Annotated in this window: 21 protein-coding genes and 1 tRNA gene; 15 read left to right on the forward strand and 7 right to left on the reverse strand. The window is 66.7% G+C overall.

Annotation, left to right across the window (positions count from 1 at the left end; translation table 11 throughout):
• Positions 1 to 72: 72 nt before the first annotated feature.
• On the reverse strand, positions 73 to 1,713 hold the full coding sequence (locus HNQ73_RS06940; protein WP_183333619.1) for a DNA cytosine methyltransferase: 1,641 nt from the start codon (positions 1,711 to 1,713) through the stop codon (positions 73 to 75).
• A gap of 67 nt (positions 1,714 to 1,780) precedes the next feature.
• Between HNQ73_RS06940 and HNQ73_RS06945 the strand changes: the two genes are divergently transcribed.
• Positions 1,781 to 2,248, forward strand: a complete 468-nt coding sequence (locus HNQ73_RS06945) for a very short patch repair endonuclease (protein WP_173935117.1) — start codon at positions 1,781 to 1,783, stop codon at positions 2,246 to 2,248.
• A gap of 434 nt (positions 2,249 to 2,682) precedes the next feature.
• Here HNQ73_RS06945 and HNQ73_RS17925 read toward each other — a convergent pair whose 3' ends face one another.
• Together HNQ73_RS17925 and HNQ73_RS06955 are read right to left on the reverse strand one after the other, a co-directional pair.
• Positions 2,683 to 3,462 (reverse strand): ATP-grasp domain-containing protein, encoded by a 780-nt coding sequence (locus HNQ73_RS17925; RefSeq protein ID WP_244649994.1) that lies wholly within the window; start codon positions 3,460 to 3,462, stop codon positions 2,683 to 2,685.
• Positions 3,463 to 4,194: 732 nt separating this feature from the next.
• Positions 4,195 to 4,596: a c-type cytochrome gene (locus tag HNQ73_RS06955; protein WP_163464899.1), complete on the reverse strand. Its 402-nt coding sequence runs from the start codon at positions 4,594 to 4,596 to the stop codon at positions 4,195 to 4,197.
• A gap of 151 nt (positions 4,597 to 4,747) precedes the next feature.
• Here HNQ73_RS06955 and HNQ73_RS06960 point away from each other — a divergent pair, with 151 nt between their 5' ends.
• The 8 genes from HNQ73_RS06960 to HNQ73_RS06995 all read left to right on the forward strand — a co-directional run bounded on the left by HNQ73_RS06960 (position 4,748) and on the right by HNQ73_RS06995 (position 14,321).
• The gene (locus HNQ73_RS06960; protein WP_210305027.1) at positions 4,748 to 5,128 is read left to right on the forward strand and encodes a hypothetical protein; all 381 of its coding nucleotides are present in this window, start codon (positions 4,748 to 4,750) and stop codon (positions 5,126 to 5,128) included.
• Between the two features lie 75 nt (positions 5,129 to 5,203).
• The gene (locus tag HNQ73_RS06965) at positions 5,204 to 6,712 is read left to right on the forward strand and encodes a multicopper oxidase family protein (RefSeq protein WP_183333628.1); all 1,509 of its coding nucleotides are present in this window, start codon (positions 5,204 to 5,206) and stop codon (positions 6,710 to 6,712) included.
• A gap of 176 nt (positions 6,713 to 6,888) precedes the next feature.
• Positions 6,889 to 7,743, forward strand: a complete 855-nt coding sequence (locus HNQ73_RS06970; RefSeq protein WP_338077622.1) for a cation diffusion facilitator family transporter — start codon at positions 6,889 to 6,891, stop codon at positions 7,741 to 7,743.
• A 106-nt stretch (positions 7,744 to 7,849) separates the two neighbouring features.
• Positions 7,850 to 10,237 (forward strand): heavy metal translocating P-type ATPase, encoded by a 2,388-nt coding sequence (locus tag HNQ73_RS06975; protein ID WP_183334279.1) that lies wholly within the window; start codon positions 7,850 to 7,852, stop codon positions 10,235 to 10,237.
• A gap of 78 nt (positions 10,238 to 10,315) precedes the next feature.
• A complete protein-coding gene (locus HNQ73_RS06980) occupies positions 10,316 to 10,819 on the forward strand; it encodes a DUF411 domain-containing protein (RefSeq protein ID WP_444542146.1) in 504 nt (167 codons plus the stop codon).
• A 164-nt stretch (positions 10,820 to 10,983) separates the two neighbouring features.
• A complete protein-coding gene (locus tag HNQ73_RS06985; protein ID WP_183333630.1) occupies positions 10,984 to 11,394 on the forward strand; it encodes a hypothetical protein in 411 nt (136 codons plus the stop codon).
• Positions 11,394 to 11,732, forward strand: coding sequence for a hypothetical protein (locus HNQ73_RS06990; protein ID WP_183333632.1), 339 nt, complete (start codon positions 11,394 to 11,396; stop codon positions 11,730 to 11,732). The genes HNQ73_RS06985 and HNQ73_RS06990 overlap by 1 nt, the downstream gene beginning before the upstream one ends.
• 3 nt (positions 11,733 to 11,735) lie before the next feature.
• Positions 11,736 to 14,321 (forward strand): DEAD/DEAH box helicase, encoded by a 2,586-nt coding sequence (locus tag HNQ73_RS06995; RefSeq protein WP_183333634.1) that lies wholly within the window; start codon positions 11,736 to 11,738, stop codon positions 14,319 to 14,321.
• Positions 14,322 to 14,593: 272 nt separating this feature from the next.
• On the opposite strand, the gene HNQ73_RS07000 is transcribed toward HNQ73_RS06995, so the two are convergent.
• Positions 14,594 to 14,683, reverse strand: a tRNA-Ser gene (locus HNQ73_RS07000).
• Between the two features lie 254 nt (positions 14,684 to 14,937).
• Here HNQ73_RS07000 and HNQ73_RS07005 point away from each other — a divergent pair.
• From HNQ73_RS07005 to HNQ73_RS07015, 3 genes are all read left to right on the forward strand, one after another.
• A complete protein-coding gene (locus HNQ73_RS07005; protein WP_183333636.1) occupies positions 14,938 to 15,258 on the forward strand; it encodes a hypothetical protein in 321 nt (106 codons plus the stop codon).
• A 93-nt stretch (positions 15,259 to 15,351) separates the two neighbouring features.
• Entirely contained in the window at positions 15,352 to 16,005 is a 654-nt protein-coding gene (gene msrA, locus HNQ73_RS07010; RefSeq protein ID WP_183333638.1) for a peptide-methionine (S)-S-oxide reductase MsrA, read from the forward strand.
• A 114-nt stretch (positions 16,006 to 16,119) separates the two neighbouring features.
• Entirely contained in the window at positions 16,120 to 16,869 is a 750-nt protein-coding gene (locus HNQ73_RS07015) for a sulfite exporter TauE/SafE family protein (protein ID WP_183333640.1), read from the forward strand.
• Between the two features lie 3 nt (positions 16,870 to 16,872).
• Here the strand turns inward: HNQ73_RS07015 and mepA are convergent, their stop codons facing one another.
• On the reverse strand, positions 16,873 to 17,799 hold the full coding sequence (gene mepA / locus HNQ73_RS07020) for a penicillin-insensitive murein endopeptidase (RefSeq protein WP_183333642.1): 927 nt from the start codon (positions 17,797 to 17,799) through the stop codon (positions 16,873 to 16,875).
• Between the two features lie 112 nt (positions 17,800 to 17,911).
• Here mepA and HNQ73_RS07025 point away from each other — a divergent pair, with 112 nt between their 5' ends.
• Together HNQ73_RS07025 and HNQ73_RS07030 are read left to right on the forward strand one after the other, a co-directional pair.
• Positions 17,912 to 19,006, forward strand: a complete 1,095-nt coding sequence (locus tag HNQ73_RS07025; protein ID WP_183333644.1) for an ATP-dependent DNA helicase — start codon at positions 17,912 to 17,914, stop codon at positions 19,004 to 19,006.
• Positions 19,007 to 19,135: 129 nt separating this feature from the next.
• Entirely contained in the window at positions 19,136 to 20,260 is a 1,125-nt protein-coding gene (locus HNQ73_RS07030) for an anhydro-N-acetylmuramic acid kinase (protein ID WP_183333646.1), read from the forward strand.
• Between the two features lie 25 nt (positions 20,261 to 20,285).
• Here HNQ73_RS07030 and HNQ73_RS07035 read toward each other — a convergent pair whose 3' ends face one another.
• Both HNQ73_RS07035 and HNQ73_RS07040 read right to left on the reverse strand, forming a co-directional pair.
• Positions 20,286 to 23,438 (reverse strand): efflux RND transporter permease subunit, encoded by a 3,153-nt coding sequence (locus tag HNQ73_RS07035; RefSeq protein ID WP_183333648.1) that lies wholly within the window; start codon positions 23,436 to 23,438, stop codon positions 20,286 to 20,288.
• A 56-nt stretch (positions 23,439 to 23,494) separates the two neighbouring features.
• Positions 23,495 to 24,619, reverse strand: a complete 1,125-nt coding sequence (locus HNQ73_RS07040; RefSeq protein ID WP_244649990.1) for an efflux RND transporter periplasmic adaptor subunit — start codon at positions 24,617 to 24,619, stop codon at positions 23,495 to 23,497.
• 313 nt (positions 24,620 to 24,932) lie between these two features.
• Here HNQ73_RS07040 and HNQ73_RS07045 point away from each other — a divergent pair, with 313 nt between their 5' ends.
• Complete coding sequence (locus tag HNQ73_RS07045; RefSeq protein WP_183333650.1) at positions 24,933 to 26,075, forward strand: aminotransferase; 1,143 nt, start codon at positions 24,933 to 24,935, stop codon at positions 26,073 to 26,075.
• Positions 26,076 to 26,081 lie beyond the last annotated feature (6 nt).

A 26,081-nucleotide genomic window follows, 5' to 3' on the forward strand; every position in this document is an offset into this window, starting at 1 on the left:
GTCGCAATCCGCGCTCGAAACCCTTCAGGAAGGCCACGCTCATCTTGACCGGGGCGAACGTAACGCACTCGACTATCTCCTCGGCAAACTCTCGGGCGCGGGCGTCTTGGCCGACGAAATCTCTTGCCTGCGAGCTGCCATGGCAGAGGCTTCGGTCCCCGGCGGTTCGCAAGACGGTGGCCCGGAAAGGCCGCGCAAGAGAAGCTGGGCGATCTGGCGGGCGAGGTAGGGCGGCACGGCGTTCCCGACCTGCACATACTGCTGCGTCCGGTTGCCGAGGAACAGGTAGTCATCCGGGAAGGTCTGCAGGCGCGCCGCCTCGCGCACGGTCAGGCTGCGGCACTGCATGGGATCGGGGTGGATGAAGTAGTGGCCGTCCTTCGAGATGTGGCTCGTGACCGTGGTCGATGGCTCGCCGGCGAGCTGGACCCGGAAGCGGTCGTTGAAGACGCCGCTGTGCCAGTTGCGGTGGTCGGGACTGAGCAACATCGGAAAATCGGAAGCCTTCGGGCTGTAACCGCGCACCGCACCGAAGACGGCAGCGAACAGATAGCGCCCGAGGTCCGAGGGCATGTGCCCGCGTGTCTCGTGCTGGGCTATGCCACGCAACGCAGGGCGCTCCAGCCAGGCGAGGAGTTCGTCGTTCGATGTGCCGTAGCCCTCTGGGAGACGTGCCGACTGGCGGGGTGCCGGCAGCCCGTTCTGCAGGCCCCTTGCAACGGCGGAGAAGACGTCGCGCAGCGGCCCGTCTTCCTTGCCCCGGTGGATGCCTGCCAGCAACCGGGCGGCCTCGACGACCTCTCGTTGCCAGCTCGCCGGGTCATCGCGACCGCGGCTCAGGCCGCTGCGCAGTTCCGGCATCATGCCGATGGCGTCATCGACAGTCCGTGTCACCCCGGAAACCGGTACACTCGTCCCGGTAGCCCTGTCCGCCAGATCTGAACGGATGCCAACGATGATCACCCGGTGACGCCGCTGCGGCACCCCCCATTCCTCGGCGCGGACGATGAAATCCGAAGGCTGCGCGGCTTCCTGCAGGCTGGCGCTGCCGTCCGCCACCCGGATCGCCCGCATCTCGTAGTGATGCCGCCGCCCGGTGCCGAGCGAGGCGAGGTCCTCCATCAGCATCTCGAAGACAAGGCGGCTCTCGACCGTCGAGGACAGCATGCCCTTGACGTTCTCCATGACGAAGGCGGCGGGGCGCAGGCGGTCGAGCACGCGGATGTACTCGCGGAAGAGGTAATGCCGCTCGTCCTCCTCGGGGACGTATCCGACCTTCCCCTTTGCCCGCGCGCGCCCGACAAGCGAATAGGCCTGGCAGGGAGGGCCGCCGATCAGGATGGTGTCGTCGAACTCCCGGCGCAGCATACCGATGGCATGATCGATGGCGGCGGCAGCCGGTTCCGTCCCGAGTTCGAGGCATTGCGCCTCCGCCGTCGCATGCCGCCAGGCCGCCGCATCCACCGCGCTCCAGTCGGGCTCGGGGATCAGCCCGGCGTGGAAGTCGATGAAGGCCTGCGGCAACACCCCGTGACGCGCCTGATATGCCCGCAGGAAGGCGCGCAAGGTCAGCGTGCGATGCGCCGAGGCCTCCTTCTCGACCGAGATGCCGATCCGGAACGGCGCGTGGCCGCCGAAATCGAAGGACGCAAATCCCTCGCCCAGCCCGCCCGGGCCGGCAAACAGATCGACGATGCCGAAAGTGGCTGGCAAATCAGGGGCCTCTCGAATTCGGGTTTCAGGCTGTATACCAGGTCCGGACGCAGAGGCCAGGAGGCAAATGGCAGATATCGTCGACAGGCAGACCCGCTCGCGGATGATGTCCGGGATACGGGGCAAGGACACGAAGCCGGAAATGGTGCTGAGGCGCGCCTTGCACGCGCGCGGCTTCCGGTATCGGCTGCATGGAAAGGGTGTGCCCGGTCGGCCGGATATGATCCTCGCGAAGCACCGGGCCGTCATCTTCGTGCATGGCTGCTTCTGGCACCGTCACGAAGGCTGCCGCTATGCGACCACGCCCGCGACCCGCCCCGAGTTCTGGGCAGAGAAGTTCGCCGCGAATGTCAGGCGTGATCGTGCGACATGCGATGCGCTGGTGGCAGATGGGTGGCGCGTGGCAACGATATGGGAATGCGCGTTGCGAAAGCCGAACCAGGTCACGGCGACCTGCGCTGCGCTGGTCTCATGGCTGGCAACTGGCGCGCCCAGTATCGAGATCGGCGAAGGCGACATTCGCGACACGGAATGACTGGAGGAGTGCTGAAAGCAACCCTGCCTGATCCTCCGATCGCATCGCTTCATCGGCGAAGGTTCGATCTCCGTTCCATCTCGACGGGCAGCCCCCGTCGTCGAAGTCAACAGCCTTGCATCGACCGAAACGATGATATTTCAACATCTTGCATGAACTGAACCTTTGCACGTCCAGTCAACAGGTCCGGAGAATATCGCCCCGTAGAGACCGCTTCCGGGCCTCCTGAACCGGGGGCCAGTGCTCAGCCCATCGCGCATAACCCTCGAAAACAACGAGAAAATCCGGCCGGAGCCAGATGGGGAGAACGCTTTCGCGGGGGCAAGTGGCGGAGGGGATGGGTCTGACGTCGAACCTTCTCCACCCGTAAGCATTTGATCTTTAAGGAACAAATTTCAGGGCCGACGACGCCAACTTCTTCGACAGCTCTGGCTCTAGATCACGAACACCGGGGCGAACCCACCCCCTGGCGTCCTGAAGTTCGTGGTCTGGCCTTGATAGAGGCGCGCTGCGACCAAAAGCACCTGCCCGTCGTAGGTATACAGTCGCACGTCCATTTTGCGCGCCTGGGGTATTTCGTCGATCTTGATCATGCGCTCGCTGGGGCGGACCAGCGTCTGGGCAACGTATCCGCCTCCCGCGATCTCCGCCCAGACTCTCGTCAGCTTGTCGCCACGATATACCGCCTTGCCACCATGTCCTCCTGTCGGCTTGAAGAACAGGTCCTTGCGGGATTTCCAAAGTGCATCAGCGTTGTCGGGATTGACCAAAACGGTGCGTGGAACGGCAGCAAGCCCGGCCCGAATCCCCGGGTCGACCCCCCATGCCTCAAGTGTCGCGGAATTCGAAAGAAGCGAAAGGTTGCGCTTGCGCTTGTCGGCAAGGAGCGCGTGGTTGTGCGGATTCGGCGTTACGACAACCGCGCCATCACGGTAGGATTCCTGCAATGCCTTGTGCTCGGGCTGATCAAAGGCGAAATCGGTGACCCGGTTGTAAACGAGATCGATCGTCTTTCCGTCGACGCTGAGCTGACCATCGTCGTAGCTAAGGTGATCGGCGTCGGCGATGACCGCGTCTACCCCTCGTGCCGCCAAAACTTGCCGCGCGAGCACGAACTCGGGATAAAGGTACTGTTCCGGCGGATTGTCATCGATGATGGCGATGCGTTGCGGCGTGCCCGTTCCCCGCTGCCGAATCCATTCGTTCTGGAACATGCGAAACGCCGCGTCCTCGAACGATGGCAGCGCCGGGGGATATCCATTTCGGCGCAGCACGCGCGCTGCGCTCGTGCAAGAAAGGCATTGAGAAACGCGCCGCCGACGTTGGTGTTGATTTCGATCAACCGGGGGCCGTCTTCGCCGAGATGAAAGTCGTAGCCCATCAATGCCCCGAGCGGGCCGTGATCCCCCCACGCGATTTCCGGCGCCCAGGAGAGGACCGCGGTCTTGTATGCCTCGAGTTGGGCGGTGGTCTCCACAGCCACTGCGATCGCGCGCATCTCATTGACGGTGGTGGCCGAAAGGAACACCGGCACGTGCGAGAACAGGTGGGTCTTGGGGCCGATGAACGTCTCGAAGAACGCCGGCTCACCTGCCTCCTGCTCCAGCGCCTCGCGCAGCGATGGAAGGTCCAGTGTAACGCAGAAGCAGTTCTTGTTGAGCCGCTCCGTGCGGTCTTGAACCCGCTTCGATGAACTGGAGCCGGGATTGTTCATTGAGGGGAAACCCGACGCTGCGCCATGATCGGGCGCGCTTCAAAGGCCAAGTAATCCATGAATAATCCCACGAACATCGCTCCCAAAGGTGTCGCCATCGGGTTGATCCAAATATGCCGCTTCTGTCCGGCAGCCACAACTGTCACCGGGTGGGCCTCGGAAAACTGAGCAGCCGGTCGCACGGGCAGCTCCGGCCTGCAGCGAAGCTCCATGCCGAAGGTGCCATCAGCGCTCAGCGTGCTTGCGACACATTCTCCTGGTAGGTCCGCTCGCGCTCCGGCCAGGTGCTCTTGATATAGGCGAGCGCAGCCTGGATCTCTGCGTCGCTGAGGACGGCAAAGCCCGGCATGTCGCTCTTATAGCCGCCCCCGACGATGGCGGCCGTGCCCTCCTTGACGATCCGGAACAGGATGTCATCGGGATGGTGCCACGTGTGGCCGTCGGCATCGTGTGGTGGCGCAGGGAGACGCCCGGACGGAAGGGGCGTCTTCCAGTCCGGCTGCCCCTCGAGCTGCGCACCGTGGCAGGACGCACATTGGTCCGCATAGATCTGCCGGCCCTGTTCGATGACTTCTGCAGATGACGCGGCGTTGGATGCGGTCTGGGCATAGTGCCTACCAGCGAAGACCGCCATGACCAGGCCTCCGACGAGCAACCCGGGCCACAAGATATTACGGAGTTCTTTTCGCATGAGTTGCATGATTGGTGGCGAGGAATTTCTATTGGCTACATGCCGAGGATGAATTTCTGCCAGAGGCGCGACGCCGGAGGTAATTGACATTCCCGTGACCAGCGCCTATCTTTCCGGCATGTTCTCGCGCCTCGTCACTATGCTTGCCGTACTCGCGATCGCCGTCATGACGACGGTGACCTCCGCTCATGCGGCGCGCTTGAGCGCAGAGCCGGATCACTCGGTGCATGTCGGCGAGATGATGCAGGTTGCGGCCGGCAGCGAACATTCCTGTGATGGCGAACAGCACTGCGGATCGATCGACACCGGAAGCTGTGAGCTGCTTTGCGCCGGTCTTTCGGTCTTCCTGACCTCCCCGAGCGACAGCTCTGGCAGCGATTACGCGCCTGCCAGCCATGACCTGCCCACCGGTGCAGTGCTTGCCGGTCGGGCACCTGGACTGAACGAACGACCTCCCAAGCACCGTCTCCTCTGATCGCGCGTCCGGGCCGAGGCCCGCGGCGTCCTGTCGGTTTTGATGAACGGGACGAGCTGTCCCGAGGAGACGACCATGAATACCCTTTCACGACGCGGCTTTCTTGCCGCTGGCGCAGCCATGCTGGCCTCTGCGCATCTGCCCCGAATCGCGTCAGCGCAGGGCATCGCCCCGCTGCCCTTGCACGCCGCCAGCCGGGTGCTGGACATCGACGGTCGCGCCGCCACCGTTTGGGGCCTTGCCGGCCCGGCCGGACAGGGCTTGACGCTCGACCCCGGCGCGCGGTTCCGGGTGGATCTGCGCAACGATCTCGATGTTGAAACGCTGATCCACTGGCACGGCCAGATCCCGCCCAACGCACAGGATGGCGTGCCCGACATACCCTTGCCTATGCTCGCACCCGGCGAGACGCGCGCTTATGACTTTGCGCCGCTGCCCGGCACCTACTGGATGCATGCGCATGTGCCGCTGCACGAGATGCGGCTTCTGGCAGCACCGCTGATCGTGCGCAGCGCCGAGGATGTCGCCGCCGACCGGCAGGAGGTGGTGCTGTTCCTGCATGATTTCTCGTTCAAGGCACCCGAGGAGGTGATGGCCGAGATCCTTGGCGGCCACGGGACCGCCGGCGGTCATGGAGGCGGCCACGGCGCGGTCATGGGCGGCATGGCGGCCATGGACCACGGCGCGATGGGGAACATGCCGATGGGTGGCATGGATCACGGCGCCATGGGTGGCATGACGGGAATGGGCGCCATGGACGGCATGGCGATGGACCTCAACGATTACGACTGGGACGCCTATCTCGCCAACGACCGCACGCTTTCGGATCCCGAGGTGGTGCAGGTCGAGCGCGGCGGGCGCATCCGCCTGCGGGTGATCAACGCCGCCGCGGCAACGGTGTTCTGGATCGAGACTGGCGAAGCGCAGGCCCGGCTCGTCGCGGTCGATGGCCATGCCGTTCAGCCCGTCCCCGGCACGCGGTTCGGCTTGGCCATGGGCCAGCGACTCGATCTCGAGATCGACCTGCCGCAGGAGGGCGGCGCTTGGCCGATCCTCGCGCTGCGAGAGGGCGCGCGCGAGCGCACCGGCCTGATTCTTGCCACGCAGGGCGCCGAAATCCGGCGCATTGATGGCGTGGCGGAAAGCGAAGCACCCGCCTTCGACACCGACCTTGCGCAGGAGTCGCGACTGACCGCCGTCGACACCTTGCCGGATCGGCCGGTGGACCGCAGCCACATTGTGATGCTGGGCGGTTCGATGCAGCCCTATGTGTGGACGATCAACGGTGCCGTCTGGGGCCAGCATCGCGCGCTTGCCGCACGCAGCGGCGAGCGGGTCGTGCTGTCCTTCCACAACATGTCGATGATGGGCCACCCGATGCATTTGCACGGGCATGTGTTCCAGGTCGTCGGACTGAACGGACGTGCAGTCCGGGGCGCGCTGCGCGACACGGTATATGTGCCGCCGATGTCGATGGTCGATATCGCGCTCGACGCCGGCGAGGCCGCGCGCTGGATGCTGCATTGCCACCACATGCCGCATCTTGAGACCGGCATGATGACCGAATTCGCGGTCAGCGCATAGGCCAGGCAGAGGACGTCGGATGCCGGCGTTCTCCCTCAGCAACAAGGAGGCGGACTCATGTCGATGTCTCACGGCGGCCATGCCGGTCACATGCCCCCGGGCGGCGATCGCAAGGCGCTTGTCATCTCGGGCTGTGGCTCACCGGCCTTTACTTTGTAGTCGAGCTGGGAATCGGCATCTGGACGGGCTCCGTCGCTGTCATCTCCGATGCCTTCCACACCTTCTCTGCCGTGGGCGGCGTGCTCATCGCACTGGTCGCGCTTCGCTTGACTGAACGGAAATCCAGCCCGGCACGTACCTTCGGTTATGTCCGGGCTGAGATCCTCGGCGCCCTTTTCAACGGCCTGTTTCTCGTCGCGATGGCTCTTTTCGTGCTGTGGATGGGCGCGATGCGTCTCATGGAGCCGATCGAACTGGCCACGACACCGATGCTGTTTGCCGCTGCCGGCGGGATCGCCACCGAGCTTGTCGCGCTCTGGCTGCTGTACGAACGCCAGAAAGGCAACCTGAACATGCGCGGCGCCTACTGGCACATCCTCCAGACCTTCGTCGGAAGCTTCCTCATCATCATCTCGGCGCTGGTGATCCGATTTACGGGCTTCCTCGCCATTGATCCCCTGCTTGGCATGGCCTTCGGGCTCGTCCTGCTCTGGGCTTCCTGGGGCATTCTGCGTGAGGCATTGCACATCCTGCTTCAGGGCACGCCGGAAGACCTGGATCTGGAGGCCGCAATCACGGCCATCCGGCAATTGGAGGGGGTGACGGATGTGCATCACGTCCATGCCTGGAGCCTGACATCCGGGCGCAATGTCTTCTCGAGCCACATCTGCGTTCGCAACTGGAAAGACGGCGAGCGGGTGCTGCGGCAGGCGAACCATCTCCTGCGCGAGCGATTCAACATCTACTTCTCGACGTTGCAGGTGGAGGAATACTGCCTCGATGGCGAGGAGACTGCAGCCGACATTGACATCATGCGGTCACATGCCGCGCCAGAACAGACCAACGTTCGAAATTTCCATGGGAATCACTAAACGGCGATACTTTTCCAGCTTCCAGTCACCTCTTGACCGTCTAGCGATTGGAAAGCGCAGAACGGCGAACGCAAGGCCGAGGGCGAGACGCCGAGGAGGCGTAAAAATGACCAACAATACTGAACACGATCATCAGCACCACGATCATGCGGCCCACGGCCATGAGCAGGGGCACGCGGCTGTCGCAGCGGACAGTGCCCACAAGGTCAAGGACCCGGTCTGCGGCATGATGGTCGATCCCCACAAGACCGCGCACAAGGCCGAGCACGCGGGTCGGCCCTATTACTTCTGCTCGGCCGGGTGCCGGGAGAAGTTCCTGGCCGACCTGGAACGCTATCTCGACCCTGCCGCCGCGACGGAACGGGCCGAGCCGGTGCCCGAGGGGACGATCTACACCTGCCCGATGCATCCCGAGATCCGGCAGGTCGGCCCCGGCTCCTGCCCGATCTGCGGCATGGCGCTGGAGCCGGTGCTGGTCAGCCTGGAGGCCGGGCCGAACGAGGAACTGATCGACATGACGCGCCGGTTCTGGATCGGCCTGGTGCTGACGCTGCCGGTGTTCGTGCTGGAGATGGGCGGCCATCTTCTTGGTCTGGACCACCTCATCAGCCAGCGGACCTCGAACTGGATCCAGATGCTGCTGGCGACGCCTGTGGTGCTGTGGGCCGGTTGGCCATTCTTCCAGCGTGGCTGGCAATCGCTCGTCAACCGCAGCCTCAACATGTTCACGCTGATCGCGATGGGCACCGGAGCTGCCTGGATCTACAGCATGTTGGCGACGCTCGCGCCCGGCATCTTTCCTGACCAGTTCCGGCAGCATGACGGGTCGGTGGCGGTCTATTTCGAGGCGGCGGCGGTCATCACCGTCCTTGTCCTACTCGGCCAGGTTCTGGAACTGCGTGCGAGAGAGAGCACCAGCGGCGCGATCCGCGCGCTGCTCGACCTCGCGCCCAAGACCGCGCGGATCATTCGTGACGACGGGACCGAGGAGGAGGTACAGCTCGACAGCGTCCATGTCGGCGACCGCCTACGGGTGCGGCCCGGCGAGAAGGTGCCGGTCGATGGCGAGGTGATCGAGGGCCGCAGCGCCGTCGATGAATCGATGGTGACGGGCGAGTCGATGCCGGTGACCAAGGAGGTTGGTGCCAAGGCTATCGGCGGCACCATGAACCAGTCCGGCGCGCTGGTGATCGAGGCGCGGAAAGTTGGCCGCGACACCATGTTGTCGCAGATCGTCCAGCTTGTCGCCGAGGCGCAGCGCAGCCGCGCGCCGATCCAGCGCCTCGCCGACCAAGTGTCGGGCTGGTTCGTGCCGGCGGTGATCGTGGTCGCGGTGCTTGCCTTCATCGCCTGGTCGATCTGGGGTCCGGAGCCGCGCTTCTCTTTCGGTCTCATCGCGGCGGTTTCGGTTCTCATCATCGCCTGTCCCTGCGCGCTGGGGCTGGCGACGCCGATGTCGATCATGGTCGGCGTCGGGCGTGGGGCGCAGGCCGGCGTGCTGATCAAGAACGCCGAGGCGCTGGAGCACATGGAGAAAGTCGACACCATCATCGTCGACAAGACCGGCACGCTGACCGAGGGCCGGCCCGCCGTCACCGCCATTGTTCCGGCCGCGGGTTTCACCGAGGACGAGGCGCTGCGGCTTGCCGCCAGCGTCGAGCGGGCGAGCGAGCATCCGCTGGCTCTCGCCATCGTGCGCGCCGCCGAGGAACGCGGGATCGCGATGGCGCCGGTCGCGGATTTCGACTCGCCGACCGGAAAGGGCGCGCTGGGGGTGGTCGAAGGCATGCGCATTCCCCTTGGCAATGCCAAGTTCCTCGCCGAGCAGGGCGTCGATGTCGCGCCGCTGGCCGATGAGGCCGACCGGCTGCGCGAGGACGGCGCAACCGCGATCTTCATGGGGGTGGATGGCCGCGTCGCTGCCATCTTCGCTATCGCCGATCCGGTCAAGCCCTCGACGCCCGAGGCGCTGGCCGCCCTCAAGGAGCAAGGCATCCGCGTGGTCATGCTGACCGGCGACAACTGGACGACGGCCAAGGCGGTCGCGCGCCAGCTCGGCATCGACGAGGTCGAGGCCGAGGTTCTGCCCGATCAGAAGAGCGCGGTCGTGCAGCGGCACAAGGCTGCGGGCGAGGTGGTGGCGATGGCCGGCGACGGGGTGAACGACGCGCCGGCGCTGGCCGCTGCGGACGTTGGCATCGCGATGGGCACCGGCACCGACGTGGCGATGGAAAGCGCGGGCGTCACACTGCTCAAGGGCGATCTCACCGGCATCGTCCGCGCCCGCCGGCTGTCGGAAGCGGTCATGGGCAACATCCGCCAGAACCTGTTCTTCGCCTTCATCTACAACGCGCTCGGCGTGCCTGTCGCGGCCGGGGTGCTCTACCCGTTCTTCGGCATCCTGCTGTCGCCGATCATCGCCGCCGCCGCCATGGCGCTGTCCTCGGTCAGTGTCATCGCCAATGCCGCGCGTTTGCGGAAGGTGAAGCTGTGATGTCGGTGCCAGGCCTTCGATTCGCTGCTCACCTCATTGTGCGCCGCACATGGACCGTGACGGGGAGACAATGAATCCATGAAGCGAGGTTTGACGATGAGAAACGATCACCGCATCAGCCGGCGCGCCATTCTGGCCGCTGCCGGCGCACTTCCCCTGCTGCTGTCTACAATCGGCCGGGGGCATGCTGAAGCGCTGCCTCTGGTGAGCGTCACAAAGGATCCGTCCTGCGGCTGCTGCGATAGCTGGGTCGCGCATATCGAGGCCGCAGGCTTCCCGGTGCGGGTGGTGGAAACCACCGACATGGACAGCCTCAAGCAGCGGCTCGGCGTGCCGGTCGAACTGGCATCGTGCCACACCGCCGAGGTGGGCGGCTATGTGGTCGAGGGCCATGTGCCTGCCGCGGCGATCCGTCGCCTTCTGGCCGAGCGGCCTGACGCGACAGGGCTAGCCGTTCCTGGAATGCCCGCCGGCTCGCCCGGCATGGATTTTCCAGGCGTCGATCCCGAGCCCTATGAAGCGTTCCTGTTCGGCCCGACCACCCGGAGCTTCGGGCGATTCCTCGGTCCGCGGGAAATCTGACACGGGGCTGACGACATGACCGCCCGGCTTGCGAATGATCCGAAACAGCACTTCGCCGAGGCGGCTTGCCTCCGTCAGCGGGGCTGTCTCGCGGCGTCGGGTGGCGCGCGACGTGAACGTGACATCGCACGGACCCGGCGTGCCGCCGGGAAGGAAGGTGGCGCATGACCGGGCGGGCGCGAGCTGCCTTCGGGGCGAAATGCTGTCGATTGCGCCAGTTTGCGGTCTACATCCTGCTGTTTGCCATCGGCGCCCTGGTTCTGCAGGTCCCGGTACATGCCGGCCCCGGCGGACACGCCATCCACCAGCAACAGGCCGCCGGCACGGCAAGCCACTGCGCCAATCATCACATGGCGGACGACCATGGCGCCGATCAATCGGCAGGCTGCGCGAATGCGGACGGCAGCCCAAATCTTGCGGATTGCTGCCAGACCTGTCTGGCCGCCGCGGTTCTCGTCGCGCCGCCGACGGTCGGCCCGCCCGTGAGCGGTGAGGTTTTCACGGTTGTGCGCCCCGATCCGCACGACCGATCACCGGAAGGCATCCTGAAGCCGCCACGTCTCATCGCTGCGTGATGCGCAGGGATCGCCGCGAGAACGAGAGATGTCTCCGGCCGCTCCGGCGCATCGCGCCCCTGCTGTGGCTGCGCGCGGGCGCCCGTGGCCGGCGCATCGACACGCTGCCCGAACAGGGCTGGGCGGTGGCCGATACCTATGGCCTGCTCACCGATCTCGACCGCGCGGCCGAATTCTGTGCCGCGGTCGAGGGGACGCAAGGGTTGAAGATCGCCTATGTCGTCACCGATGACGACCGGCGCTTTCAATCCGTGGCGCGGCGCCTGCCGGCGGAAGTCGAGCCGATCCGGCTCTACGAGGCCTATCTTTCCAATTTCCGCTTTTCGATGGGGCGCTGAGGCATGAAGTTCACGCTCAAGGATTACCAGGAAGACGCTGTCCGCGATGTGCTGGAAAACCTCAAGGACGCGGCGATGTTCTGGCGCGAACGGGGGCGCAAGACCGCCTTTTCGCTGACCGCGACCACCGGCGCCGGCAAGACCGTGATGGCCGCGGCCGTGTTCGAGGCGCTGTTTCACGGCGACGACAATTTCGATTTCGAGGCCGACCCCGGCGCCGTGGTGATCTGGTTCAGCGACGACCCCTCGCTGAATGCGCAGTCCCATTTCCGCCTGCGCGAGGCCTCCGACCGGCTGAACCTGTCGGACCTGGTGATCGTCCAGAACACCTTTCAGCGCGAGAAGCTGGAGCCGGGGAAGGTCTATTTCCTCAACACCCAGAAGCTGAGCAAGACGAGCCTTCTGGTGCGCGGGCATGACCCCGACGATGCCGGGGTAGAGACCGAAGGCGGCGTGCCCCTGATGCCGGATGCGCGGGCCTTCACGATCTGGGACACGATCCAGAACACCATCGAAGACCCTGATCTGACGCTCTACCTCGTTCTTGACGAGGCGCATCGAGGCATGCGCGGCGCGAATGGCGGCGAGAAACCGACCATCGTCAGGCGCCTGATCAACGGCTCGGGCTCGGTGCCCGGCATCCCCGTGGTGCTGGGGATTTCGGCGACGGTCGAGCGGTTCAACGCGGCCATGGCCGACATGACCGACCGCGCGACCCTTCCCAACGTGGTGGTGGATTCGGCCAAGGTGCAGGCATCGGGCCTGTTGAAGGATACGATCATCCTCGACGTGCCAAACGAGGTCGGCCAGTTCGACACGGTGCTGGTGCGGCGCGGAACTGACAAGTTGAAGGAGATCACGGCTGCCTGGGAGGCCTATGCGGCGGAACAGGGCGATGCCGATCCTGTCGTGCCGCTCATGGTTCTCCAGGTGCCGAATACGCCCGACCCCGACGAGATCGGGCGCGCGCTCGATACGATCTACGAACACTGGTCGGATCTGCCCGACGATGCCGTGGCGCATGTGTTCGGCGACCACACCACCCAGACCTTTGGCCGCCATTCCATTCCCTACATCTCGCCGGAACGCGTGCAGGAATCCACCTGGGTGCGGGTGCTGATCGCCAAGGATGCGATCAGCACGGGCTGGGATTGCCCACGGGCAGAGGTGATGGTGTCGTTCCGCCCGGCGCGCGACAGGACGCATATTACCCAGCTGCTCGGCCGGATGGTCCGGACACCCCTTGCGCGGCGCATCGCGGGCAACGAAAGGCTCAATGCCGTCGACTGCATGTTGCCGCTCTTCGACAAGAAGTCGGTGACAGAAGTCGCCAAGGCGCTCATGTCGGGCGGCGACGGGGGCGAGGAGCTGCCCGGCCGCCGCGTGCTCGTCAATCCCGAAGAGTTGAAACCGAATCCGGCCATCCCCAAGGAAGTCTGGGACAAGCTGACCTCGCTTCCCTCGCAGGCCTTGCCGAAGAAACACGCCAAGCCGGTCAAGCGCCTCACCGCCCTGGCGCACGAATTGGCAGCGGATGGGCTTTTGCCCGGCGCCGGCAAGAAGGCTCACGCCGAGATGCACAAGGTGCTGAATGCCGCTAGGGAGCGCTACAAGGAAGAGATCGCGAAAGCGCGCAAGGCCGTGCTTACGGTCGAGGGCATCGCCGTTGGTGTCGATCTTGATGCCGGCGAAATGTCCTTCGACGATTTCATCGAGGCCGCTGACTTCGCCGTCATTGATGACGCATTCCGTCGGGCAGGACGTGTACTCAGCCCGGATCTTGCGACGACATATTGTGAGGCCCTGGCGAAATCCGAGGGTGATCCGGCCGACTTGGAAGCGGCACTGATCGAGGCACGTGTCACCATCGCGGCCATCGGAATGGTGCCGGGAGTGAAGACCTATCTCGAAGACGAGGCCGAAAAACTGGCCAACGACTGGCTGACCAGATTCCGGGTCGAAATCAGGGGACTTTCCGATGAGCGACAGGAAGTCTATCGCCAGCTTAGGGAAATGAGCGCTCATCCGCTGGACGTCGATCTGGCCGAACCGAAGTCCTGGATGCAACCCACGACCATTCGAGAGGCCGACGGGACCGAAACACCTCTACCACGATACGAACGCCACCTGATGTGCGCGACTGACGGGCTGTTTCCGGAAGACTTCAATTCCTGGGAAGCCGACGTGATCAAGGCAGAACTGAAACGACCGGATGTCGTTGGGTGGTACCGCAACCCATCTCGTGCCAGTCAGGATTCACTGGGCGTCACATACGAGAACGACGGAGAAATCAAGATCGTTCGGCCAGACTTCATCATTTTTGCGCGTCTGCCGGACGGGTCAATTGCGGCGGACATTGTCGATCCTCACGGAACGCAGTTCGGCGATGCCATTCCCAAGCTGAGAGGACTGGCGGCCTACGCGGAAAAGCACGGTCACGTTTTCCGCCGGATCGACGCGATCGCCAAGGTCGGCGAGCAATATCGCGTTTTGGATATCAAGGAACCCTCTGTCCGCGCCGCGATCGAGTCGGCGATATCAATCAAGAACCTTTATGACAGTACCCTTGCCCAAGACTATCACTTGTGAACTGCGAAGATTCGAGGCGGGTTCCGGTCGCCCGTGCGGACGGATTCCGCAAACGCGTCGCGAAGTTGCCCCAAAAGTTCCTTTTGCAATCAACCAATTACGCCTGTTAACCGCAATGACGCGGTTAACAGGTCCGGAGAATACGGGGCACAAGAGAACGAATTCGCATGCTCGCGCCCGAAGGCGGTGAACAGCCCCTCCCGCATAACCCTCGAAAACAACGCAAAAATTCGGCCGCAGCCGGATCGGGAGAACGATTTCGCGGGGGCAGGTGGCGGAGAGAGAGGGATTCGAACCCTCGATACGGTTTCCCGTATACACGCGTTCCAGGCGTGCGCCTTCAACCACTCGGCCACCTCTCCGGGCCCGCTGTGTCCGCCGGCGGGCGGGCGGACACGTTCGGTTCGGCCGGGTTATATAGCCCGTCGGGCGGCGAGTGCAAGGCGTTCCGGCGGCAATTCACCGATCCCTTCGATTTGATTGCACGCAGCGGCGCGCCCGTGGATAGATGGAGGCAGGCGGGCGGTCCCGACCGGCCTGGCCGGTCTGTCGCCGGCCTCCCGCAAGGCGCGGTGACGCGCCGCGGCGGCCTTGTTCACGTGTTCACGGGTGGAAGATGCGGTTTGTCCTGCGGGTTATCGGCTTTCTGGTGATCGTCGCCGGCTTCGTGTCATTCGTCATCGACAGCACGCGCGGCATTGCCAACGGGCATTTCGATTTCACGCCGCTCGGGGCGACGCTCTTCGCGCTGTTGCCGCAGAGCTTCCCGCTCATCGAGCCGGCGGTGGCGCGCCATATCCATCCCTTCCTGTGGGATCCGGTGCTGCTCACGCTTTTCACGGCACCCACCTGGGTTGTGGCGCTCGTCATCGGCGTCCTCGCCATGTGGATCGGCCGGCGCAAGCCGGAGCCCATCGGCTTTGCGACCGACCGCTGAGGCCCGTCACGAAAGGTTGAGGGCCTGCGGCCTCGTGACGGTGCCGGCGCATTCCTACATGATGCGGTGCCTGTTTCGCGAGGGAGATGCCGCATGTTCGGTTTCACGAAGCGCCTGACCATGCCGGCGCCGGGCGAGGCCCTGCCGGGGCGCGCGACGCCGCTGCCGACGGCCGAGCGCCATTTCGTCAGCGGGCGGCCGCTGAAGGGCCCGTTTCCGCCGGGCACCGAGCAGGTGCTGTTCGGTCTCGGCTGCTTCTGGGGCGCGGAGCGGGCCTTCTGGACGCTGCCGGGCGTGTACGTGACGGCAGTCGGTTATGCCGGCGGCGAGACGCCGAACCCGACCTATGAGGAGGTGTGCAGCGGCCTGACGGGCCACAACGAGGTGGTGCTCGTCGTCTACGACCCGGCCGCCATCTCCTTCGAGAGCCTGCTCAAGGTCTTCTGGGAGAGCCACGACCCCACCCAGGGCATGCGCCAGGGCAATGACATCGGCACGCAGTATCGCTCCGGCATCTATGTGACGAGCGAGGCCCAGAAGGCGGCTGCGCTCGCCTCGCGCGAGGCCTATGGCAAGGCGCTTGCCGCCCGCGGCTACGGCCCCATCACCACCGAGATCCTCGACGCGCCGCCCTTCTACTACGCCGAGGATTACCACCAGCAGTATCTCGCCAAGAATCCGGGCGGCTATTGTGGTCTGGGTGGCACCGGCGTGTCCTGCCCGACGGGGCTTGCTGTCGGCGCATAAGACGGAACCGTACGCAGTATTCGTATTTTAACGGATTGTTGAGCCCATGGGCGCCTGCGGTAAGGTGCTGCCGGCGCGGCGGGCGACGGCCGCGCCGGGCAGCAGCGGGGGGACATGGTCTCGGATTTCGTTCTTCTTGCGCTCGTCGGCTTCTGCGCCCAGCTGGTCGACGGAGCGCTCGGCATGGCTTTCGGTCTCATCTCGACATCGGCGCTGCTGGCCCTGGGCCTGCCGCCGGCCCATGCGAGCGCGGCGGCACATACCGCGGAGCTGGCGACCACGGCCGTCTCCGGCATGTCGCACCTGGCGCACGGCAATGTCGACCGGCGCCTGCTCGTACGGCTTGCGCTCGCGGGGGCGGCGGGTGGCAGCCTCGGCGCCTTCGTCCTGTCCAACGTGGATGGCAGCGCCATCCGGCCCTTCGTCGCCGCCTATCTTCTCGTCATGGGCGGGCTCATCCTGCTGCGCGTCGCGCGCTCGGCGCGGGGCACTGACGTGTCGCCTGCGGGTGCTGCGCCGCTTGGCCTGGTCGGCGGCTTCCTTGACGCCATCGGCGGCGGCGGATGGGGGCCGATGGTCACCTCGACGCTGATCGGCTCCGGCCATGCGCCGCGCAAGGTCATCGGCTCCGTCAACACCTCGGAGTTCTTCGTCACGGGGGCCGTTTCGGCGACGTTCTTCGGCCAGCTCGGCGGCGCGCACCTCTGGAGCGTGGCCGGCCTCATCGCCGGCGGCGTGCTGGCGGCGCCGCTGGCAGGCTATCTCGTCAAGCGCGTCCGGCCGGAGCCGCTGATGGTCGCGGTCGGGATCATCATCTCGCTGCTGGCGCTGCGGGAACTGGCCGCTGCCTTTTCGATCTTCTGAGCCTCATCGCGCCACCAGGACCGTGCGGCAGGCGGCCGGCAGGTCGTCCAGCGTCAGCGGCGGGGCGGGAGGCGTCGGCTTCGGGTTGCGGGCCTCGTCGGAGAACCACCAGTCGAGCTCCTTGCCGCAGCCGTCGCCCTTCGGCGGCGGCGTCTGCGGGCGACAGTCCTTCTCGCCGCGCGGACAGGCGAGGCGGATGTGGAAGTGGTAGTTGTGGCCGTAGGTCGGCCTGACACGGGAGAGCCAGGCCCGGTCCTGCCCCGCCTCCCGGCAGAGGGCCTTCTTGATGGCGGGGTTGACGAAGACGCGTTCCACCGCCGGCTCCTTCGCCACGGCGCGGATGAGCGCCGTGTGCGCCTTTGTCCAGACGGCGGGGTCGATGTCGTTCCAGTCGCGGGCGACGACATTGGTGGCGGGGATCTCCTCCCTCTCGGCGAGGGAGAGGCGGCGCGACGGCATCGGCGTCAGCCACACGTCGGCATCGAGGCCGATCTGGTGGGAGGCGTGCCCGGTCAGCATCGGCCCGCCGCGCGGCTGCGAGATGTCGCCGACGAGCAGGCCCGGCCAGCCGTTGATCTGCGGCACGCGGGACGCGAAATGCTCGAGGAAGGCAATGAGCGCCGGATGGCCCCAGTTGCGGTTGCGCGAGGTGCGCATCACCTGCCAGGTCTCGCCGTCGATGGGCAGCGCCCGAGCCCCGGCCAGGCAGCCGCGCGAATAGAAGCCGATGGCACGGGCGGGCAACGGGGCTGGGGTCGTCTGCGTGCCGAAGAAGCGCTTGGCGGCGTTCTGCGGCAGGGACTTCAGGGCGGCTGCGCGGCGCGCCGCCTCCTCGCGGGCATTCTCCTGCGCCCGGGCGGACGCAAGGGGCGCGGCTGCCAGCGCGAGGGCGGAAAGGAGAAGCAGCAACGGCAGGCGGGCAGGGCGCATGGGTCACGTCCCGGTTGCGAATCAGCACGATCCAGTATGACCAGAAAAGCCCGGAATGCGGCGGCCATGCGCCGCGGCCCGGGCTGACGCCGACGGAAGGAAGGATGCTGCCATGGCTTGGTCGCCGCAACAGGACGACGCGCTCGCCGCCGTCGCCGCCTGGCTGCGCCGCAGGGACACCCAGGTCTTCCGCCTGTTCGGCTATGCCGGCACGGGCAAGACGACGCTGGCCCGCCACCTGGCCGAGGGCGTGGACGGGGACGTGATCTTCGGCGCCTTCACGGGCAAGGCAGCCTCTGTGCTGCGGGCCAAGGGCTGCCCCGGCGCCGCGACCCTGCACAGTCTCATCTACCGCGCACGAGAGAGCGAGGGCGAAAGCCCGACCTTCGTCCTCAACCGGGAAAGCCCCGCGGCGAAGGCCGCGCTCATCGTCATCGACGAGTGCTCGATGGTGGACGAGGAACTCGGCCGGGATCTTCTGTCCTTCGGCACGCCGGTGCTGGTGCTGGGGGACCCGGCGCAGCTGCCGCCTGTCAAGGGCGGGGGCTTCTTCACCGACGCAGAGCCCGACGTGATGCTGACGGAGGTGCACCGGCAGGCGCGCGACAACCCCATCATCCGCATGTCGATGGCCGTGCGCGAGGGCGAGAGTCTGCCGCACGGCACCTATGGCGAGAGCCGCATCATCGGCAAGCGCGACATCGATGCCGAGACCGTCATGCGCGCCGACCAGGTACTCGTCGGCCTCAACCGCACGCGCCGGGCCTACAACAATCGCATCCGCAACCTCATGGGGTTCCGGGACGCGATGCCGGCGGCTGGCGAGAAACTGGTCTGCCTGCGCAACAACAAGCAGAAGGGCCTGCTCAACGGCGGCACCTGGCTCGTCAAGGAATTTGCCACCTCGCGTTCGAAAAAGAAGGTGGTGACGATGCGCGTGCAGTCCGAGGAGGACGCGCGCCACGTCGTCAAGGTCTCGGTGCCGCAGGAGTTCTTCGACGGGCGGGAGGAGGAGCTGACGCCGCAGATGCGGCGCGAGTTCGACGAGTTCACCTACGGCTATGCGCTCACCGTCCACAAGGCGCAGGGCTCCCAGTGGGAAGAGGTCGTGCTCTTCGACGAATCCTTCGCCTTCCGCGAACATCGCAGCCGCTGGCTCTACACCGGCATCACCCGTGCGGCCAAACGCCTGACCCTGGTGATGTGAGCATTCGCGGCGCCGGTCTCAGCGCCGGCAGGGCGGCGGCATGGACAGGACGGCGCCGGGCAGGGCAAAAGCAGGATCCGGCGGGCCGCGCACGGCCGCCGACGCAAGCCGAGCAGGGAAGGGGCGAGAATGGACGCGAAGCCGGTCTGGGCCATCGGCCTGATGACGGGGACCGCCCTCGACGGGCAGATCGACATCGCCGCGGTGCGCACCGATGGCGAGCGCATCGATGCGCTCGGCCCCTGTGAGCTCGCGCCCTATCCCGAGGCGGTGCGCGCCCTGCTGCCGCAGGCGGTGGAAGCGGCGCGCGCATGGAACTTCACCGGCCCGGAGCCGGCGATCATGGCCGAGGCGGAGGTGGCGCTCACCCGCGCGCAGGCCGAGGCGGTGAAGGCCTTCATGGCCCGCCACGGCCTTTCTGCGGCGGAGGTGGCGGCCGTCGGCTTCCATGGCCAGACCGTGCTGCACCGGGCGCCGCAGCCGGGACGGCTGGGCGACACCCGCCAGCTCGGCGACGGCGCGCTGATGGCGCGCATGCTCGGCGTGCCCGTGGTCTTCGACTTCCGCACGGCCGATGTGCGTGCCGGCGGGCAGGGCGCGCCGCTGGCGGCGAGCTATCACGCCGCCCTGCTCAGGCGCGGCGGGCTCGGCCCGGAGGCAGCCGTGCTCAACCTTGGCGGGGTGGCGAACGTTACCTGGTGGGGCGGCGGTGACGCACTTGTCGCCTTCGACACCGGCCCGGCCAACGGCCCGCTCAACGACTGGATGAAGCAGCACGGCGCCGGCGAGATGGACGTGGACGGCGCCGCGGCGCAGCGCGGCCGGGTGGACGAGACGCGGCTCGCGCGGCTTCTCGCGCATCCCTATCTTGCTGCACCCTATCCGAAGTCGCTCGACCGCTACGATTTCACGGCCGCGATGGCGGACGGCCTGACGCTGGAGGACGGGGCGGCGACGCTGACCGCTTTCACTGCCGCTGCCGTCGGGTGCGGGCTCGATCTGCTGCCGCGGCGACCGGACAGGCTCGTGCTCTGCGGCGGCGGGCGGCGGAACCCGGCTCTCGTCGCGGCCATCACGGAGCGGGCGCGCGTCGTGACCGTGATGGCGGAAGAGGCAGGATGGCGCGGCGACGCCGTGGAGGCGGAGTGTTTCGCCTTCCTGGCCGTGCGGCGCCTGCGGGGCCTGCCGATCAGCTTCCCCACGACGACGGGCGTGCCGCAGCCGATGACGGGCGGGCGGGTGGCCGAGCCGTAGGACGCTTCCCCGGATCGCCCGTCCGCTATTCCGCCGCGACAGGCAGCGGCAGCGTGCCTTGTGCCTCCGCGGCCGGTGGCTTCTCCTCGCTGCTGCCGCGCTCGTCGAGGCGCTTGCGGAACCACAGGGCATAGAGCGCGGGCAGGAAGAGCAGGGTGAGGAAGGTGGCAACGAACAGCCCGCCCATGATGGTGATGGCCATCGGCCCCCAGAAGGCGGAGCGCGACAGCGGGATCATGGCGAGGATCGCCGCCAGCGCCGTCAGGATCACTGGCCGCGCCCGGCGCACCGTCGCTTCCACGATGGCCTCGCGCCGCGTCAGGCCGCTCGCGACGTCGGCCTCGATCTGGTCCACGAGAATGACCGTGTTGCGCATGATCATGCCGGCAAGCGCGATGAGGCCGAGCAGCGCGACGAAGCCGAAGGGCCGATCGAAGACGTTGAGGGCAAGCGAGGCGCCGATGATGCCAAGTGGCGCCGTCAGGAAGACGAGAATGAGGCGCGAGAAGCTCTGCAGCTGGATCATGAGGATCGTCAGCATGACGATCACCATGATCGGGAAGAGCGCGAAGATTGAGGCGTTGCCCTTCTGCGATTCCTCGATGGCGCCGCCGATCTCGATGCGGTAGCCGGGCTCGAGCCTGTCGCGGATCTCCTTCAGGGCCGGCCAGATCTGGTTGGTCACGTCGGGCGCCTGCACGCCGTCGACGATGTCTGCCCGGGCGGTGATCGCCATGTCGCGGTTGCGCCGCCACAGGATGGGTTCCTCGTGGCCGTAGTCGATGCGCGCCACCTGGGCGAGCGGCACGGCGATGCCGCCGCGGCTGGTGATGGTGAGGTCGGGCAGGCGGGCGAGGTCCAGGCGCTCGCTGGCTACGGCGCGGGCCACCACCTGGACGCGCTCGGTGCCGTCGCGCACGACCGTCACCGGCACGCCGGAGATGAGCGTCTGCAGCGCCTGGGCGATGTCGGCCACGTTGAGGCCAAGCGCGCGGGCGCGCTCTTGGTCGACGGAGAGCGAGATCGAGGGCGTCTTCTCGTTCCAGTCGAGGTGCGGATCGATAACGTTGGGGTTGGCACGCATCACGTCGCGCACCTCGTAGGCGATGCGGCGCACGGTGTCCGGATCGGGCCCCACGATGCGGAACTGGACTGGGAAGCCGACGGGCGGGCCGAAGTTGAAACGGTCCACACGCACGCGTGCCTGCGACAGCGCGCCTTCCGCAACGGCCTTCTCGATGCGAGCCTTGATGCGCTCGCGCGCCTCCACGCCCTTGGCCACGATGACGATCTCGGCAAAGGCCTCGTTCGGCAGCTGCGGGTTGAGGCCGAGCCAGAAGCGCGGCGAGCCCTGGCCGATGTAGGTTGTGTAGGTCGCCACATCGTCGTCGCCCTCGAGCAGCTTTTCGGCCTCCTTCGCCGTCGCTTCGGTGACGCCGATGGCCGTGCCCTCGGGCAGGCGCATCTGGAAGAAGAGTTCCGGCCGCTCTGAGAGCGGGAAGAACTGCTGCTGCACGCGCCCGAAGCCGATGATGGAGGCCACGAAGATGAGGACGGTCGCGATGATGGTGAGCCCCCGCCAGCGCACGCAGAAGCGCACGACAGCCCGGAACCGTTCGTAGAGCGGCGTATGGTAGATGGCGTTGGGGTCGTCGTGGATGCTGTGACCGTGCTTCTGCGCCATCTTGGCTGCGAAGTCCGGCAGCAGCTTCAGGCCGAGATAGGGCGTGAAGATCACGGCGACAAACCACGACGCCACGAGCGCGATGGCGACGACCCAGAAGATGCCGCCCGCATATTCGCCGACCGCCGAGTTGGCGAAGCCGATCGGCAGGAAGCCGGCCGCCGTCACCAGCGTGCCGGTGAGCATGGGGAAGGCGGTCGAGGTCCAGGCGAAGGAGGCTGCCTTCACGCGGTCCCAGCCCTGCTCCATCTTCACCACCATCATCTCGATGGCGATGATCGCGTCGTCGACGAGCAGGCCGAGGGCGATGATGAGGGCGCCGAGCGTGATGCGGTGCAGGTCGAGCCCGATTGCGTACATCACGATGAAGACGACGGCGAGCACCAGCGGCACTGACAGCGCGACGACAATGCCCGTCCGCCAGCCCAGCGAGATGAAGCTGACGAGAAGCACGATGCCGAGCGCTTCGGCGAAGACCTTGATGAACTCACCGACGGCGCCCTGGACCACATGCGGCTGGTCGGCGATGCGCTCGATGTCGATGCCCTGCGGCAGGGAGGCGGTGAAGCGCGCCATCGCCTCCTCGAGGTCCTCGCCGAGCTTGAGGATGTTGCCGCCCTTGGCCATGACGACGCCGACGCCGAGAGCCGGCTTGCCGCGCTGGCGCACGAGATAGTCGGACGGGTCTTCGAAGCCGCGCGTCACCTGGGCGATGTCGCCGAGGCGGAAGGTGCGGCCGTTTGCCTCCACCGGCGTCTCGGCCACGGCGCGGGCACCGTCGAGCGCGCCGGTGACGCGCAGGGGGATGCGCTGGGCGCTGGTCTCGACCGTGCCGGCCGGCGTCACCGCGTTCTGCTTCTGCAGCGAATCGAAGATCGCCTGCGGCGACAGGCCGAGCGTCGCGAGGCGGGCGTGGCTGAACTCGACGAAGATCTTCTCGTCCTGCACGCCGTAGAGATTGACCTTGGTGACGTTGGGCACCTTGAGCAGGTGCTGGCGCATCGCCTCGGCGACGCGTTTCATCTGCGCGTAGTCGAGTCCGTCGCCGGTGATCATGTAGAGCACCGAATCGACGTCGCCGTACTCGTCGTTGACGTTGGGGCCGATGAGGTCGTCCGGCAGCTCGCTTCTCAGGTCGCCCAGCTTCTTGCGCAGCTGGTAGAAGAGCTCGGGCACCTCGCGCGCCGGCGTGTTGTCACGGAAGCTCACCTGCATCGCCGTGAACGACGGCTTGGTGTAGGTCTGCACCTTGTCGAAGTAGGGCAGCTCCTGCAGCTTCTTCTCGATGCGGTCGGCCACCTGGGCCTGCATCTCGGTGGCGGTCGCGCCCGGCCACATGGCGGTGACGACGGCGACCTTGATGGTGAAGGACGGGTCCTCCGCACGGCCGAGGCGCAGGTAGGAGATCGTGCCGCCGACGGCGAGCACGATGATGAAGAAGAGCACCAGCGCCTGATGGGTCACCGCCCAGTGCGAAAGGTTGAAGCGCTGCATGGTGGCGACCTTTGGCGGAAAGCTCTCCGGATCGGATCTTCGGCTGTCGGGCAGTTTCAGTAGGCGAGGGCCTCGACGACGCGGACCTTCTGCGCCGGGTCGAGTTTCTGCACGCCGAGCGCCACGACCTCGTCGCCTTCCTCGACGCCGCCCGTGACCAGCACCTCGCGCGCGTCGTAGCGGGCGACGGTCACCGGCTTGAGGGCGACGGAACCCGTCTCGCGGTCCACCACCCACAGCGCGGGGCCAGAGCCCTGGTTGAACAGCGCCGACAGCGGCAGGCGGGCAGCCTTCTCGCCGGTGCCGCCCCTGACGGTGAGCGTCGCGCTCATGCCGAACGCCACCTCGTCGCCGGCGTCGGGCATGCTGAAGCGGGCGAGATAGGTGCGGGTTGTCGGGTCCGCCGCCGGGGAGAGCTCGCGCAGGCGGGCCGCATAGCGCCGGTCGGGGTCGGACCAGAGGGTTACGGTCGCCTCGCCCTGGCGCACGCGCGCCAGCAGCGTCTCCGGCACGGCGACGATCGCCTCCTTCTCGCCGAGCCGAGCGACGCGGATGGCGGTCTGGCCTGCGGCGACCACCTGGCCGGGCTCGACCAGGGTGGCGGTGACGACACCGTCCGTGTCGGCGGTCAGGGTGGCGTAGGAGAGGTTGTTGCGGGTCAGCTCCACCGAACGCTCAGCGCGGGCAAGGCGCGAGCGGGCCTCGGCAGCGGCGGCCTTCTGCCGGTCGAAGGCGGCTTCGGAGGCCCAGCCGCGGCGGCGAAGCTCGGTGCTGCGCTTTTCCTCGGCCTCGGCCTGGGCGAGCGCCGTGCGGGCCGCGTGGAGCTCGGCCTCGGCCTGTTCGGCCTGCAGGCGCAGGTCCGTCGCGTCGAGTTCGGCGAGCGGCGTGCCCGGCGTGACCTTGTCGCCCACCTGCACCAGCCGGCGGGCGACCTTGCCGCCGACCCGGAAGCCGATGTCGCTCTCGACCCGCGGCCTGATGGTCGCGACGAATGTCCGCTCGGGAACGATGTCCTCGAAATGCACCTTGGTGACGAGCACTGGCCGGTCCGGCTTCGCCTCCTGCTCTGCCGCGCTGTCTGTGCAGCCCGCCAGGCCAAGGGCAAGGCAGGCGGCTGCGGCGACGAGCGCCAACGGGCGGAAGGGGCGGACGGCGGCCGGCTCCAACGAGGGCTGCTGCATCGGTCCTGGGCTCCATGGGGTGCCGGCCGGGGGCGGAACCCGTGGATCGGGGGGCACCGAGAGCGGACCACGTGCCACGCCCCCGGACTGGCAGAGGCCACGGTAGATGATGACTGATGAATGTCAATTTCCGTCACTGTGCACGACACAGACCGTCCGATCGCGAAGTGCGCTAGCGCACATCATGAGTCCCGCGGCGCCGGGGAGCGGCGGTGGACGCTCTGCTTTCGGGCAATGACGCGCCCCGGCGAGCTGTGGCATACCTCGGCGCGCACAACGGGCTGGGTGCCGCCGCCTATCACGAGGACGAACGATGAATTCAGTGCTGGCAGGATTGCCGACGACGGTCTTCGAGGTGATGTCGCGCTTGGCGCGCGAGGCCGGGGCAATCAATCTCGGGCAGGGCTTCCCTGACGATCCGGGACCGGAGGACGTGCGCGCCAGGGCCGCCGATGCCGTGGTCAACGGCTGGAACCAGTATCCGCCGATGCTCGGCCTGCCCGAGCTGCGCAAGGCGGTCGCCGAGCACTATGCGCTGCATCAGGGGCTCGACCTCGATGCCGAAAGCGAGGTGATGATCACCTCCGGCGCGACGGAGGCCATCGCGGGTGCGCTCTTCGCCCTCATCGAGCCGGGTGACGAGGTCGTCCTCTTCCAGCCCATGTATGACGCCTATCTGCCGCTGGTGCGCCGGGCGGGCGGCGTGCCGCGCTTCGTGACGCTGACGCCGCCGCACTGGCGACTGACCGAGGAGGCGCTCGCTGCCGCCTTCTCGCCGCGCACCAAGGTCGTCCTCTTCAACAACCCGCTCAATCCCTCCGTCGTCTATGGCCGCGAGGATCTCGCGCTGCTTGCCAGCTTCTGCGAGCGTTTCGGTGCCATCGCCATCTGCGATGAGGTGTGGGAGCACATCGTCTTCGACGGGCGCCGGCACGTGCCGCTGATGAGCCTGCCCGGCATGCGCGAGCGGTGCGTCAAGATAGGCTCGGCCGGCAAGATCTTCTCGCTCACGGGCTGGAAGGTGGGCTTCGTCTCGGCGGCGCCGGACATCCTCAGGGTGCTCGCCAAGGCGCACCAGTTCCTTACCTTCACGACACCGCCCAACCTGCAGAGCGCAGTCGCCTACGGCCTCGGCAAGGAGATGGCGTATTTCGAGGGCATGCGGCGTGACTTCGCCCGCAGCCGCGACCGTTTCACCCAGGGGCTGCGGAGCCTCGGCCTCAGCGTGCTGCCGAGCGAGGGCACCTATTTCGTCAACATCGACATCGCTCCCCTGGGGGAGGAGGACGACGTCGCCTTCTGCAAGCGGCTTGTCGCCGAGCGGGGCGTTGCCGCCATCCCCGTCAGCGCCTTCTATCACGAGAACCCGGTGCGCAACGTGGTGCGCTTCTGCTTCGCCAAGAAGGACGCGACGCTCGACGGTGCGCTCGAGCGGCTCGCCGGTCTCGGCCGTTGAGAAAAT

It is taken from the genome of Chelatococcus composti, assembly GCF_014201415.1.
Lineage (GTDB): Bacteria > Pseudomonadota > Alphaproteobacteria > Rhizobiales > Beijerinckiaceae > Chelatococcus_A > Chelatococcus_A composti.

Coding starts and splice junctions, on each gene's coding strand:
- HNQ73_RS07045 (WP_183333650.1), top strand. CDS start 24,933: ATGAATTCAGTGCTGGCAGGATTGCCGACGACGGTCTTCGAGGTGATG.
- mepA (WP_183333642.1), bottom strand. CDS start 17,799: ATGCGCCCTGCCCGCCTGCCGTTGCTGCTTCTCCTTTCCGCCCTCGCG.
- HNQ73_RS06980 (WP_444542146.1), top strand. CDS start 10,316: ATGAAGCGAGGTTTGACGATGAGAAACGATCACCGCATCAGCCGGCGC.
- HNQ73_RS17925 (WP_244649994.1), bottom strand. CDS start 3,462: ATGTTCCAGAACGAATGGATTCGGCAGCGGGGAACGGGCACGCCGCAA.
- HNQ73_RS06965 (WP_183333628.1), top strand. CDS start 5,204: ATGAATACCCTTTCACGACGCGGCTTTCTTGCCGCTGGCGCAGCCATG.
- HNQ73_RS07030 (WP_183333646.1), top strand. CDS start 19,136: ATGGACGCGAAGCCGGTCTGGGCCATCGGCCTGATGACGGGGACCGCC.
- HNQ73_RS07005 (WP_183333636.1), top strand. CDS start 14,938: ATGCGGTTTGTCCTGCGGGTTATCGGCTTTCTGGTGATCGTCGCCGGC.
- HNQ73_RS07035 (WP_183333648.1), bottom strand. CDS start 23,438: ATGCAGCGCTTCAACCTTTCGCACTGGGCGGTGACCCATCAGGCGCTG.
- HNQ73_RS06990 (WP_183333632.1), top strand. CDS start 11,394: ATGCGCAGGGATCGCCGCGAGAACGAGAGATGTCTCCGGCCGCTCCGG.
- HNQ73_RS06955 (WP_163464899.1), bottom strand. CDS start 4,596: ATGGCGGTCTTCGCTGGTAGGCACTATGCCCAGACCGCATCCAACGCC.
- HNQ73_RS06975 (WP_183334279.1), top strand. CDS start 7,850: ATGACCAACAATACTGAACACGATCATCAGCACCACGATCATGCGGCC.
- HNQ73_RS06945 (WP_173935117.1), top strand. CDS start 1,781: ATGGCAGATATCGTCGACAGGCAGACCCGCTCGCGGATGATGTCCGGG.
- HNQ73_RS06985 (WP_183333630.1), top strand. CDS start 10,984: ATGACCGGGCGGGCGCGAGCTGCCTTCGGGGCGAAATGCTGTCGATTG.
- msrA (WP_183333638.1), top strand. CDS start 15,352: ATGTTCGGTTTCACGAAGCGCCTGACCATGCCGGCGCCGGGCGAGGCC.
- HNQ73_RS07015 (WP_183333640.1), top strand. CDS start 16,120: ATGGTCTCGGATTTCGTTCTTCTTGCGCTCGTCGGCTTCTGCGCCCAG.
- HNQ73_RS07025 (WP_183333644.1), top strand. CDS start 17,912: ATGGCTTGGTCGCCGCAACAGGACGACGCGCTCGCCGCCGTCGCCGCC.
- HNQ73_RS06995 (WP_183333634.1), top strand. CDS start 11,736: ATGAAGTTCACGCTCAAGGATTACCAGGAAGACGCTGTCCGCGATGTG.
- HNQ73_RS07040 (WP_244649990.1), bottom strand. CDS start 24,619: ATGCAGCAGCCCTCGTTGGAGCCGGCCGCCGTCCGCCCCTTCCGCCCG.